The organism is Francisella sp. Scap27 (assembly GCF_013394105.1).
GTDB classification, from domain to species: Bacteria; Pseudomonadota; Gammaproteobacteria; order Francisellales; family Francisellaceae; genus Francisella; species Francisella adeliensis.
Genome location: NZ_CP041326.1, coordinates 1,881,286 through 1,895,310, shown reverse-complemented (window position 1 = coordinate 1,895,310; position 14,025 = coordinate 1,881,286). Strand labels below are relative to the sequence as shown.

Sequence of the window (14,025 nt, the reverse complement as noted above, 5' to 3'; positions counted from 1 at the left end):
CCTAACTATTATTAAACTTCTACTAACTTTATTTTGACAAGGGTAATTATTTATCTCAATTATGATGGTTAAAGACATATAATCTAAACCATCAAATATTTCACTTAGCTAAAAACTAAATCTTAGATTAATTATAGCCTGCTGTTGACAATCTTACAATTAGAGAAATAGTTAATACCCCTTTTAAGCTTAGGCTCAGATCTATGCCAGGGCAGATAGTAACTTAAAAGATTAGGAATAATACATTTGAAGAATTAAGACTAAATTGGGTTTACTCTTATGTTTTTTAATAAAATTATTTGCATAGCTTCTCAAAATAATCAATCACAACCTCTACCTCTGCTTGACAGCAAAGTATAGCGACATCATTATCTTGTAGTCTCTCAACGATGTACTCTACACCTTCAAGCTCACCACATGATATGTATGTGTTAGCTAGATCAAAACCTTTCTTCTCAAGATCTTTTTTAGTTAAGAATGGCAACTCTAAAGGTTCTGCTCCACGCAGATAAGAAGCAGTCTCTTTAAGTACTATAAAGTCTACATCATGCTTCATGATTATGTCATTAATTGGTGATATTAGATATCTTCTATCACCAGTAGTACCTATCATCAAGTATGTTTTGCCACCTTTATCGTAGGCTTTCATCATCGATAATAATGATTCCATACCTGCTTCATTATGAGCATAATCAACTACAGCAACCTTATTATCCCATTCAAACACATTAGCTCTACCTCTATTCTCTTTAGGATCATTTTCATAACTCTTAAGAGCATTTGAAATACTTTCAAAACTAATGCCTAATTTGAATGATAAAGCTATAGCAACTAGTGCATTTTCAATATTATGCTTAGCAAAACCTTTAACAGTTAGAGGTGCATCAACCACTTTTAAAAGAGATTTTTTAACGCCCTTTTCAATCCATATAAACTCTCCATTCTCAACAACACTTGCATAATCACTATTAGCCAAATAATAATCCATATCATGATCTTGAGGATTTTGAGTAACCACTATCTTACGGCAATTTAACTCGTCAAACTTAGTCTTCATATATGAGTTATCAAGATTTATGACAGCATGAGAATTTTCTCCAACTGTACGAAATACTATAGATTTCGCTTCAGCTAGCTCTGCAACAGTCTCAATACCATCTTCACCTAAATGATCAGCAGATACATTAGTAACAGCAGCAGCATTAACATAACTCTCGATTAAACCACGCTTCAAAAGTCCACCACGAGCAGACTCTAAAAGAGCTATTTCAACATCTTTGTTAGTCAACACAAACTGATGACCTGTAGGTCCAGAATAATCACCTTCATCAACAAGCTCATTATTTACTTTAACCCAATCAGTTGAAGTATAGCCTGTTAGTTTACCTGCATATCTACAAATATAGTCTGTTAGCCTAACAGTTGTAGTTTTACCATTAGTTCCTGTAACTATTACAGCAGGTATATCATAAACTTTAGACCAATCGATATTATCAATTTCATCATTAATTAAATCAAACTCATAACAGCCCGTACCTGAACCAACAAAAGCAGTATCTTTATCTCTAAAAGCATTGAAACCTTTAGATTTAGCTAGCTCATGAAGTTTGCGATATTTTAGATTTTGATCTTCATTAATGAAATCCATTAACTCGCTTTTAGCTTCTTCAATAGTTTTATAACTACCTTCTTCGACAAACTGCCTTACAGATGCCCAGATAAAGTCTATTACATCACAAGCTGGCATAGTAATATCAACAGGTGCAGTCATAGCAAAACGAACACCATTGTTAAAAAACTTATGCTCGAGCTTAATTTCAGTCCAACCAAGTTCTGGTAATATTCTATAAGCTTCTTGATTAAAAAGCTTTGTAAGCTTTTCTCTATCATCAATAAGAGGAATATCTAAAACTGTACCCGTCTCTTTAAAAAAAAGGTTTGGGCCGACTAATCTTCGTGAATAACCTTCAGGAATCATATAATTATCTCCCAATGTTAATCATTTTCTTCATCATCATGATAAACGACTCTAACACCACTTTCATCAGAAAAAATACCACCTTTTATAACATCAGATATTTCTTGAGATAAACTAGGGTCTTGAGCTATCATTGTCGCTGAGAAAGGCTCTTGCTTTTTAGTTTTTTGTTTTTCTTCAACAGCATCTTTATCTTTATTCAAATAAATAATTTGCTTCCAAGTTCGTTTAAGCTTATCTGCAAATATTGCAACTAAATCACCTTCTTTAGCAATTGATAAAGCATGATCTACAGCTTCTGCTTCAGATTGAATTGTTTCAATATTGTTTGAGTTTACTCCAGCCTCTATAAGAGCTTTTTTAAGCATTGCTGGAATTTCATCCGGAGCTCTACCTCTTAGAGTATCATCTCTTTTGCATATAAAGTGATCAAAGTAAGGAGCCGCTGCTTGAGCAACCTCGTATACATCTTGATCACGTCTATCACCAGGAGATGCTATTACACATATCTTCTTACCACTAAATTCCATATTGCCAACCATTTGGCTAACAAGACTGATTGCAGCTGGGTTATGGGCATAGTCCATAAGTACTTTAAAGGGATGCTCTTCAAACCAATTCATACGCCCAGGAGCTTGGTAGAAAGATGTTACAAATGTTCTTAAACCATCACGAATATCATCTAAACCCATACCAGTACTATATGCTATTGCTATCGCAAACATTGAGTTTTGTACATTATGAATCGCTTTACCTTCCATAGTTGCTGGAATCAAGTGAGTCCAAAGTACTGGAATATGTATTTTACTATCAAAAATAGTAATCATATCTCCATTAACACCTTTCTCAATAATACAAGCTTTACCACCAGCACGAATATGCTCTTTCACTAATGCATGCTCTGGGTTCATTGTTACGTAAAAAATATTTTTAGCAGTTACTTTAGCAGACATCTTCAATACATGAGGATCATCCGCATTTAGTACAGCAACATCTTTAGCCGCCTCAACAACTACACTTTTAACTTTAGCTAAATCATCAAGAGTATTTACTCCCTTTAAACCTAAGTGATCAGAAGAAATATTTAAACATGCACCAACATTACAGTAATCATAACCCATACCGCTTCTTAAAATACCGCCGCGAGCTGTCTCTAAAACCGCCATTTCAACAGATGGGTCTTTTAAAACCATTTGAGCAGAAGCAGGACCTGTAGTATCACCTGCAACGGTAAGTTTACCATTAATATAAACACCATCTGTAGTAGTCAAACCAACCACTTTACCAGCATTTTTCCACATATGAGAAACCATACGAGAAGTTGTAGTTTTACCATTTGTACCTGTAATCGCCATAATTGGGATTCTAGCATTGCCAAGCTCTTGTGGGAAAAGCATATCAACAACAGCACCCGCTACATCACGAGACTTACCTTCACTAGGAGCTACATGCATTCTAAAACCAGGAGCAGCATTTACTTCACAGATTGCGCCACCAATTTCATGGTAAGACTCTGTAATATCATCAATCAAGAAATCCACACCACCAACATCAAGACCAACCGCTTTTATTGCTCTTTCAGCCATATCTCTATTATCAGGATGGACTATATCTGTCACATCAACGGCTGTTCCGCCTGTTGAAAGGTTTGCAGTTGAACGAAGATAAAATATCTCATCATTATCTAAAACAGTATCTTTATCGAAACCTGCTGCATTAAGTAAGCTAGTAGCTTGATAATCAAGCTCCAATCTTGTTAAAACCTTTTCATGTCCTACACCACGGCGAGGATCTTCATTTACGATATCAACAAGTTGTTCAATCGTATGCTTACCATCACCAACAACATGGCCAGGTACTCTTTTAGCAACTGCAACAAGCTTACCATTAACCACAAGCATTCTATGGTCAAAACCAGTAGCATATTGCTCAACTAATACATATCTTGAAACCTTATTTGCTTCAACAAATGCTTCTTTAATTTCTTCCATAGAGTTTAGATTTATAGAGATACCACGACCATGATTTCCATCTAAAGGCTTAACAACAAGTGGAAAACCTAAAATTTTAGCCGCACGCAAAGCACCCTCTTCAGTTCTGATCATTCTTTGTTTTGGTACTGGAAGACCTAAACCACCTAGAACTTTATTAGTTTGCTCTTTATCACAAGACATTTCAACTGCAATATGCGTAGTTTGACTTGTAATTGTTGCTTGTATCCTCTGCTGATGCTTACCATAGCCAAACTGTACTAAAGAATGATTATTTAGGCGTAAGTACGGAATATCTCTTTTCTTCGCAGCTTCTACTAATGATGCTGTACTTGGTCCAAATTCTTTACTTTGTGCAAATTTTATAAACCTAACTTTCTCATGCTCAAAATCAAATTCATCATCAGTAAAACCAACTTCTTTTTTTAGTTCAGCAGGTAAAAGTGAAAGAAGTAGATCTCTTGCTAATTCCATAGCTCGTAAACCAACATCTTTTTGCTTATATTCATAAACCATGTTGTACTGACCAACTTCATCAGCTGAGCGAGTTCTACCAAATGTAACATCACTACCAGCTACACATTGAAGCTCTAAAATCACATGCTCCCAAATGTGTCCCATCCAAGTGCCTTCATCTTCTCTTAAACGACGAATAAAACCACCTTCACTACGATATGAACAACCATGCTCTTGCAAACCAGGTAGACTATCAATTAAACCTTCAATAAAGTCAGTACCTATTTTAGCTGATGGCCACTTTTCAAGTACTCCAAGATCAATAACATTTCTTATTACAGGAAAACCTGCGTAGACATTTGGTCCAACATAAACATTAGTAGATAGTATTCTCATCGAGACTCCTTTGATTTAAACTTATTGAAATAGTAATATAATACTAACTATTCATAATACTAGAAAAAATAGTCAAAATCACGACTAGATTAAAAAGATTTTAATAAAAGGTAAATATATGAAATATGATTATGGGTTTATCGCTATCGGTGATGAGATTACAGATGGCGACATAACAAATACTAACACACCACAGTTTGCAAAGACCTTAATAGAAAAAGGTTTTGAAGTTGGATTCCATATATCTTGCAAAGATGATTTAGAAGATATTTCGGAATCTTTAAGCTTTCTAGAACAATCACACAAAAATATAGTAATAGTTGGTGGTCTTGGCCCAACTGAAGATGACTTAACATCCCAAGCAGTTGCTAAACACTATAAGACACAGCTAGTATTAGATGAAAAATCCTGGCTTATACTAGAAAAAAGAATGCTTGATAAATATGGCAAGATAACTCATGGTACTCGTAAGCAGGCATTATTTCCAAAAAACTCCAGAATATTAAGAAACATAACTGGTACAGCAAACGGGTTTGAGTTTACAAGTAACAAGAATCGCAAAATCCTCGTATTTCCCGGCCCTCCTCGAGAGTGTATCCCCATGTTTGAAAATGCGTTAGAATCCACACAAATTAAAAAACGAATAACTCGTAAAAGCTGGAATGTTTATAATATTGGAGAGAGCTTTTTAGCCGAAATTCTTGAGGAAATAAAACTTGAGTACAGTTTTGTTACATTTAAGTATAGATTAGATAGTGGGTTTATAGAGCTAAAATACTTCTATCCTTACAATTGCCCACATAGTGATAGCATTATAGAAAAAACTGAAAAGCTATTGAGAAATCACATTAAAGAGTAATTTTTAACTGTTCTTTTTTATCAACAAACATAGCATCCACACCCCAATCTAGAAGTTTTTTCACCTCATAATCCGTGTAAACTGAAAAAACAAAAACTTTACCAAACTTATTTTTAAGGTATTGCACTCTCTTTCTATTTAGGCAATCATAATTAATAATAATCGCAAGGTAATCATTTTCTTTATATCTTTTATAAAGTTCCGTATCAAGGTAATCAAAATCTTTTGGCCAACTTATCATTTCAAAAAGCTTACCTTTTTTATATTTTTTATATCTTTTAAGCTCTTTCATTGCAATTTTATTAAAGCTAGAAATAAAAATACTTTCATTAATACCCTCATATTCATTTAGAAGATTAATAACTGCTACAACTAAATTTTCTGCATATTTAATATTAGCATTTTTTGAAATCTTCAATTCAATATTTGTATAAACACCCTGCTGCTGTGCCCAATCCAAATATTCTTTTAAAGTTGGGATTTTATCTGTTGTATCTGATGCCGTATGAAAAACATCTATTTCTTTCAACTGTGCTATTGTTAGATCAGTTGGTTTTAAATCTAAACCTGCAAGTCTTTTGAGATCATTATCATGAAATAAAAAAAGTCCACCATCTAAACTCATTTGAACATCTATTTCAAACCACTTAAACCCAAAATCTTTTGCTATTTGGAAAGACTGTATTGTATTTTCAACATACTCTGTATTTGCGCCACGGTGAGAAATAAACCGATCGATATTCATGTACAAAAACCTAAGGTTATCAAATTAAACCGATTATACATCAACAAGCACAAAAAAAAAGAATACATAAGCCAATATTTTAAATTTTTTTGTTTTTTAAAAACATATCCAAATATGCTATAATTTCTCGTAGTTTTACTTACGATATTATGCGCTAAATGGTCAATAATCCCCATATATGTAAAAAGCTTGCCTCTTTATTATTGCACCGTAAGTTAATTACAAAAGAGCAGTTAGAAGAAGTCAGCTTGGACAAAGCTATAGTTAAAGAAGGCTTTTTAAATTATATAGTAGACCACGAGATCATAGACAGCAGAAAGTTTATGATTGAGTCTGCAACTCTTCTGCGTTTACAATACATAGATCTTTCGACAATTGCCGTAAAGCATCTGCCAATAGATTTATTTGAAGGTGATTTTTGTAGGAAAAAATATTGCTTACCGCTTTTCATAAAAAAACAAGTTACATATATTGCTGTAGCGAATGCCATTGAAAGCCAGGAAATTATACGGGAGTTAAGGCAAAAATATAATCGACCTTTTACCGCAATTGTTGCTGAATTGAACACACTCAAAGGAAAAATAGAAGAGTTTGATGAATACTTAAAAGATGAAGGCAAAAGCAATGAAGAATCATCTCTTGATGATCAAATGGATAATGTTGATATCGACATGGAATTTGTCGATGAAGGTGATCGTGAAGGTGATGCTCTAATTGGTAGTGGCGATGACGATGAAGCACCAATTATCAGATTTATTAACAACACTATTGTTGATGCCATTCAAAAAGGAGCTTCGGATATACACTTTGAACCTTATGAAAAAAACTTTCGCATAAGATATCGTATAGATGGACTTTTAATAGAAACTTTTAATACTAAAAAAAACCTAGGACCAAAAGTAATTTCGCGTTTAAAGATTATGTCTTCGCTAGATATCGCAGAAAAAAGAATTCCTCAAGATGGTAAATTCAAAATTTCACTCTCTAGAGAAAAAGCTATCGACTTTCGTGTAAGTACTTGCCCCATTAACTTCGGTGAAAAAGTTGTACTGCGTATCATCGATTCAAGCTCTACTCAGATACCTATTGAAGCTTTAGGTTTTTCTGAGCACCAAAAAAAAATCTATCTTAAAGCAATCAATGAACCTCAAGGAATGGTATTAGTTACCGGGCCCACAGGTTCAGGTAAAACTGTTACACTATATACAGGGATAAACATTCTTAATAAGCCTGAAAGAAATATTTCCACAGCGGAAGACCCTGTTGAGCTAGCTGTTAGTGGTATAAATCAGGTGAGTGTAAACAACAAGCAAGGTTTGACTTTTGCTGCTGCATTAAAATCATTCTTAAGACAAGATCCAGATATAATCATGGTTGGTGAGATCAGGGATATCGAAACTGGATCTATTGGTATTAAAGCATCTCAAACAGGTCACTTAGTTATGTCAACGCTACATACAAACAGTGCTCCAGAAACACTAAATAGACTAGTGGATATGGGTTTGCCAAGATATAATATTGCTACTTCTGTAACCTTAATTATAGCGCAACGACTAACCCGTAAACTTTGCCAAAAATGTAAGCTAGAAGATACGGACACTCAATTTAGTATGCTAGTTGATGATAGCGGCATGACTGAAGAAATATTGTCCACTTTTGAAACTACAATGAGTAAAATCAAAAAAGCAAAAATTTATAAGCCCAATCCTAAAGGTTGCCCTCGTTGCTTTAAAGGCTATAAAGGTCGTGTGGGTTTATATGAAGTAATGCCCGTATCAAGAGAGATTGCTAAGATGATCTTAGAAGATAAAAATACAATGGAAATAGCCCAGCAAGCTCAAAAAGAAAATGTTGCTTCTGTAAGACAGTCAGCCCTAGTTAGAGTTGCTGAAGGTCTTACATCTATGGCGGAAGCTTACCGTATAAGTTAAAGGAAAAATTATTATGTTATTTGGTAGTAAAGATAAAAGCGCAATCACAATTATAGGTTGGAATTATAAAGCCAAACTAAAAAGCGGAAAAAAAACATCTGGTCAAATTGATGCTGATACAAAAGAAAAAGCAGATATTATACTTAGACAAAAAGGTTACTCAAGCATAAAACTAAAGAAGCAACCCAAAGATTTGATGCCGAAAAAAGTGTCTTATCAAGATGTTACAGAGATGACTAGGCAGCTTGCCACAATGGTAAAAGCTGGTATCCCAATCATTAAATCCTTTGAAGTATTTATCATGGGTATCCGTAAGCACCCTAAGTTAAAAATTACAGCTATCCAGATAAAACAAGCAATTGAAGGTGGAGAATCATTCTCTAAAGCATTATTACGCTTCCCTAAGCTTTTTGACAAACTTTATGTTGGTTTGATTACAGCCGGTGAAGAATCAGGTAACCTAGATTTAATGCTTAACAAAATCGCAGACCAAAGAGAAGCTTTACAAAGCATTAAAAAGAAAGTTAAAAAAGCAATGTCATACCCTGTTGTTGTGTGTGTAATTGCCGCGGGTGTAACTGGTATATTACTTACATTTGCGGTCCCAGCTTTCTCAGCTATGTTTATAAATTCAGGAAAGGAGCTTCCTGCGATAACCCAGCTTACCGTGAATGCCTCTAATTTCATGCAAGAATCTTGGTGGAAGATAATACTAGTCATATTTATATCCATAACTGCATTTAAATCTTTAAAATTCAAATACCCAAAAATCCAAGTATATCAAGATCATTTTATGCTTAAAGTTCCTATTATTGGTGAAGTAATGTTTAAGTCCGCCCTAGCGAGATTTTCAAGTACTTTGGAGATTACAGTTCAATCTGGTATGAGTCTAACCCGTGCCCTAGACATGGTCGCACTTGCTACAGGTAATGCAAAATATGATCAGTCAGCATTGGATATTAAAAAAAGTATCAGTGAAGGTGCATCATTTAAAGAAGCTATTGTTGAAACTGGAAATTTCCCATTCTTGGTAGAGCAAATGATTGCCGTTGGTGAAGAGTCAGGAGCTCTAGAAACAATGCTTGGCAATCTTAACCGTGTATACCAAGAAGAAGTAGATACTTTAGTAGAAGGTTTAAGTTCAATGCTAGAGCCTATCATTATGGTTGTATTAGGTGGTGTAGTTGGTTTCCTAGTAGTAAGTATGTATATGCCAATGTTCCAAATGGGTGATGCGATTTAATTTATCTCTCTGCATAAGCACTCAAAATCCATAACACCTCTAGTTTATACTCCATTTATAATTCAAATTATGTATAATACCTCCCAACAAATATAAACACTTATTATCTATCTTGAGTAAGAATCCACTTTAATAGTTAGTATGATACTCAAGCTATCTTACAAGGATAAAACATGACAGTAATGAAATTTGACCTTCTTAAAACAGAAGGTAAAGCCCGTAGAGGTAAAATCAGTTTTCCAAGAGGTGACATACAAACACCTGCATTTATGCCAGTAGGTACTTACGGTGCTGTTAAATCACTTAGTCCAGCAGAGTTAAAAGAAATGGGGGCTGATATAATTTTAGGGAATACATTTCACTTATGGTTACGCCCAGGGACAGAAATTATAAAAAAACACGGTACTCTTCATGATTTTAATGGTTGGGATAAACCTATCCTTACTGACTCAGGAGGATTTCAAGTTTTTAGTCTAGGTAAAATGCGTAAACTCACAGAAGATGGAGTTACTTTTAAATCACCTATAAACGGTTCTAAAGTGTTTTTGTCTCCTGAAATATCTATGCAAGTCCAAAGAGATTTAGGCTCAGATATAGTTATGTGCTTTGATGAGTGTACCCCTTACCCTGCTACTGAAAAAGAAGCTAAAGATTCTATGGAGCTTTCTATGCGCTGGGCTCAAAGATCAAAAGATGCTCATGGAGATAATCCGTCAGCATTATTTGGAATTATCCAAGGAGGGATGTATGAGCACTTGCGAGATAAGTCTTTAGAGAAGTTAAAAGAGATTGATTTTGATGGATTCGCAATTGGTGGTCTTTCTGTCGGTGAACCAAAAGATGAAATGATAAAAATACTAGACCATACAGCTCATCAAATGCCTGAAGACAAACCAAGATACTTAATGGGCGTGGGTACTCCTAAAGACCTAGTTGAGGCAGTTTACAGAGGTGTGGATATGTTTGACTGTGTTATGCCATCACGAAACGCTCGTAATGGCCATATTTTCACATCTGAAGGTACTATTCGCATTCGTAATTCAAAATTCAAAGAAGATACTACCGCTCTTGATCCAAACTGCGACTGTTATACTTGTAAAAACTTCAGTAGAAGTTATTTACACCATTTAGATAAGACTAAGGAGATATTAGGTTCAAGATTAAATACTATTCATAACCTTTATTATTATCAGAAGCTAATGAAAGATATTCGTCAAGCAATAGAAGAAGAAAGGTTTGATGAATTTAGAAAAGAATTTTTAGAAAATTATAGCTAAGAGTTTTACTTATTTTTCTACAACCATTTTATTTGTAATATCTCCTGTTAAATTATCATTCATTATTGAAATAGTCTTAACAGGTTGTCCTTTATTTAAATTTGCTTCATTTAAGTCCACATACACTCTATTACCGACGAGTACATCCGATAAATATAGCCTTTTATTTTTCATTGAAATAACACTTTTCCATTGAGTTGGCCACTTATCTTGTAAGCTTCCAGAGTCAAAACTTTCTTTATCATAATCTTTCACAAAAGGTACAGATAATGAGTCAGCAGCAGAAAACATATAGTTTACAGCTTCTTGCCTAGTAAATGCATCTGGAAGATTCTCACTAATGAAACTTGCTCTAACGAATCGATTCTCTGATTTTGCACCACCTGGAATTATATCTATATTAAATACACCATCTTTTTTAGCGTTACTTAGGTTTGTTTCCTGGTCTTCAAAACTAGGTTCATTTGTCATGACTTTAGCTCCTTTATTTACAGTCAGCTTACCATTTGTATACTCTATAACCGCACTATTTCCTGCAGCATCTTCTATAGAAAAATGTATAGGTAAAGTTACTTTTTTATTATTAACTTCTACTTTTGGAGTATATATCTGATATTCTGATAACCCATCGATAACTTCTTGAACCGTTGCATAGTTGCCGAGTGCGTACCTAATCCAAGCCAAACCATTAATTCCTTTCTTGTCAACATCTCTTTGAGGTTGCTTCATTGAACCAGAGTATAGTAAATGTGCAGTTAGCCCTTTCTCATTAATGCCTTCAGCTGTTAACTTATATAAGTTTGTCTCATCTACAGAAACATATCCATATTTATCTGTCCAGTTAAGAGGATTTCTTATAAGGTGGCTACTCTCTTTAGTACCTCTTGGGTAGACAGTTAAACTTGGCTTGAGATTTATGAATGAATCCATAGTTCTAGCAGAATATACTCCTAATTTTTCACCAAAATCATGATTTAATTCTGAGCATGCAAAAGATGGTGTAGCTACTGCTAATCCAATCGTACTAATTAAGATTTTTGATACTAATTTTTTCATTTTATATACCTCTAGTGTTTAATTTTCACTTTATCTAATGTTTAACTTACACTGTTAGTATACTTGTAGTAGTATTAACCTGTCTGTAGCAAAAAATACATAGCTCTTATGCATAAATAGGAAATAGCATGAATTATGACGATATCTTTCTTTTTATAAAACTTATAAATATTGGAACCTTTACAGAGCTTGCTAAACAAATTAATGTTTCGCAAAGTACGGTATCTCGTAGAATCCAAAATTTAGAAGAATCCATAAATACTAAACTTATAAAAAGAAATTCTCGAGGCTTGATTGAGATGACAGTCGACGGAAAAGCTGTATATGAAAGTTTTAATAATATAGAAGTACAAGCAAACGAGGCTCTTCAAAGACTCATCAATACCTCTAAGGAAGTTGAAGGAACGTTGAAAATAGGAGTACCAAAACTTTTTTTCGATAATATTATCGTAAACAAACTAAATAACTTCTACACTCGTTATCCAAATGTAAAACTGATATTTACTTATATTTCAAAGGTAAATGATTTAGTGAAAAATGACTTAGATTTAGCCATTACATCAAAACCACCTTTAGCTCAAAATTGCACAGTACAAACATTAGTTAAAGCAAAGAATAAACTTTATGCTTCTAAAAAATATATTAGTGAAAAAGGCATGCCAAAATCTATTAAGGATTTAAAAAATCATAAAATTGTGGGGATTGCTGATGATAATAAATGTCGAGAAGCTTTAATTGGTATTTCAGAATATAGTCAAACCAAGGAAGAAGTCTGTATAAAACCAACTTTATTTCTTAATAATGCGATGTATGATATTAGCCTAACAACGAAATGTGAATTCATTATTAACACTCTAAACATATTTATACGCGATAGCGAAGAAATAGAATCTATCTTAGAAGAATTTTACTTTGATGAAACAGTTTTTTATTTGATTAGAAACATAGGGGTCCGTAACAATCTAGAGCAAGAATTTGTTAAGTTTATACATGTTTGTTTACAAAAAGAATTTTCTAATTAGGTATGTAACTTCTAATAAATACTTACTAAAACATGAAGCCTTCAAATTTATTTACTGGTTTGATCAAATTAAATGATGTTTTCAACACTTCTCTAGACTACTTTGCTTAACTACATAATAGTCTTTTCATTTAGAAAGCTTACTAATAATTTTTTTATTTTTTGAAATAAATGTGACTGATCATTTTTAGAAAGTAGATAATATGACTTACCTGTTAAATAACTTTTTTGTTCTGGTATATATAAAAAACCATTTTTAATATGCTCTTCAATTAGTAACTTATCTGTCACAAAAAAACCTATACCTGAAAAACAAGCCTTGATAGCTTGAAGCGAACTCTTAAATACTATCTTTTTGTTTGACTTAATATTTATCCCATTATGCTGACACCAATAATTAAAATCATCAATCCTAATTCTATCATCAACATAAATAAGTTTTTGCTGAGAAATAATCTCCAAGCAGGATTTACCAATATTTTTATTATTACACACTAGTATTAGCTCACCTTCAGCAAGCTTGTACTTATTAAGTCCCTCAAACTCTTCTTTAAAGCCGTATTCTATGCTTATATCCACATCATCATTATCAAAATCAACATGTTTACCTAGTGTTGTAAGCTGAATATCTGTATCTTCTAAAGCCTCCATAACACTATCAAGTTTAGGTATTAACCAATTTGCACATAAAGTTGTCATACAGTTAATAGTTATTTTTTTAGATTGGCACTCTTTTAATACATTTGTTGAATTATATATTTCGGTCATTAAAGGCTCTATTTTTGCATAATATTTTTCTGCAGCCTGAGTAGTCTCAAGCCTCTTCTTGCTTGTTAAAAATAGTTTTATATCAAGAAAACATTCAAGCTTTTTTATAGACTGGCTAACAGCTGAATGTGTCATAAAAAGTTTTTCTGCAGCCTTTGTATAACTTTTAGTTCTCATTACAGCAATAAAAACTGGGAGGGAGTTTAGTGGTGGTAAATCATTTCTTTTAATCATAGCATGTAAGTATAGCTAACATACTATGTAAGAATAAAGCGTTTTACTAATTAACTCAATAGCTATATTA

General features: G+C 33.4%; 10 protein-coding genes. 5 read left to right on the top strand and 5 right to left on the bottom strand.

What is annotated here, in order from left to right; all coding sequences use genetic code 11:
- Positions 1-295: 295 nt before the first annotated feature.
- Both FLM55_RS09055 and cphA read right to left on the bottom strand, forming a co-directional pair.
- Positions 296-1,978 (bottom strand): Mur ligase family protein, encoded by a 1,683-nt coding sequence (locus FLM55_RS09055; protein ID WP_178948960.1) that lies wholly within the window; start codon positions 1,976-1,978, stop codon positions 296-298.
- A gap of 17 nt (positions 1,979-1,995) precedes the next feature.
- Positions 1,996-4,821 (bottom strand): cyanophycin synthetase, encoded by a 2,826-nt coding sequence (cphA, locus tag FLM55_RS09050; RefSeq protein ID WP_178948959.1) that lies wholly within the window; start codon positions 4,819-4,821, stop codon positions 1,996-1,998.
- Between the two features lie 118 nt (positions 4,822-4,939).
- Here cphA and FLM55_RS09045 point away from each other — a divergent pair, with 118 nt between their 5' ends.
- A complete protein-coding gene (locus FLM55_RS09045) occupies positions 4,940-5,680 on the top strand; it encodes a molybdopterin-binding protein (RefSeq protein WP_178948958.1) in 741 nt (246 codons plus the stop codon).
- Here the strand turns inward: FLM55_RS09045 and FLM55_RS09040 are convergent.
- Positions 5,670-6,425, bottom strand: coding sequence for a glycerophosphodiester phosphodiesterase family protein (locus tag FLM55_RS09040; RefSeq protein ID WP_178948957.1), 756 nt, complete (start codon positions 6,423-6,425; stop codon positions 5,670-5,672). The two genes, FLM55_RS09045 and FLM55_RS09040, sit on opposite strands and share 11 nt — an antisense overlap.
- Before the next feature lie 158 nt (positions 6,426-6,583).
- On the opposite strand from FLM55_RS09040, the gene pilB reads away from it, so the two are divergent.
- The 3 genes from pilB (at position 6,584) to tgt (ending at position 10,876) form a co-directional block, all read left to right on the top strand.
- Entirely contained in the window at positions 6,584-8,356 is a 1,773-nt protein-coding gene (pilB, locus tag FLM55_RS09035) for a type IV-A pilus assembly ATPase PilB (RefSeq protein ID WP_178948956.1), read from the top strand.
- A gap of 13 nt (positions 8,357-8,369) precedes the next feature.
- Complete coding sequence (locus FLM55_RS09030; RefSeq protein WP_178948955.1) at positions 8,370-9,599, top strand: type II secretion system F family protein; 1,230 nt, start codon at positions 8,370-8,372, stop codon at positions 9,597-9,599.
- Between the two features lie 173 nt (positions 9,600-9,772).
- Positions 9,773-10,876: a tRNA guanosine(34) transglycosylase Tgt gene (tgt, locus tag FLM55_RS09025; protein WP_178948954.1), complete on the top strand. Its 1,104-nt coding sequence runs from the start codon at positions 9,773-9,775 to the stop codon at positions 10,874-10,876.
- Between the two features lie 9 nt (positions 10,877-10,885).
- Here tgt and FLM55_RS09020 read toward each other — a convergent pair whose 3' ends face one another.
- Positions 10,886-11,932 carry a linear amide C-N hydrolase gene (locus tag FLM55_RS09020; RefSeq protein WP_178948953.1) on the bottom strand — a complete coding sequence of 349 codons (1,047 nt, stop codon included), beginning with the start codon at positions 11,930-11,932 and terminating at the stop codon, positions 10,886-10,888.
- A gap of 128 nt (positions 11,933-12,060) precedes the next feature.
- Between FLM55_RS09020 and FLM55_RS09015 the strand changes: the two genes are divergently transcribed.
- Positions 12,061-12,954: a LysR family transcriptional regulator gene (locus tag FLM55_RS09015; protein ID WP_178948952.1), complete on the top strand. Its 894-nt coding sequence runs from the start codon at positions 12,061-12,063 to the stop codon at positions 12,952-12,954.
- 110 nt (positions 12,955-13,064) lie between these two features.
- Here FLM55_RS09015 and FLM55_RS09010 read toward each other — a convergent pair whose 3' ends face one another.
- Positions 13,065-13,955, bottom strand: coding sequence for a LysR family transcriptional regulator (locus tag FLM55_RS09010; RefSeq protein ID WP_178948951.1), 891 nt, complete (start codon positions 13,953-13,955; stop codon positions 13,065-13,067).
- Positions 13,956-14,025: the final 70 nt, after the last annotated feature.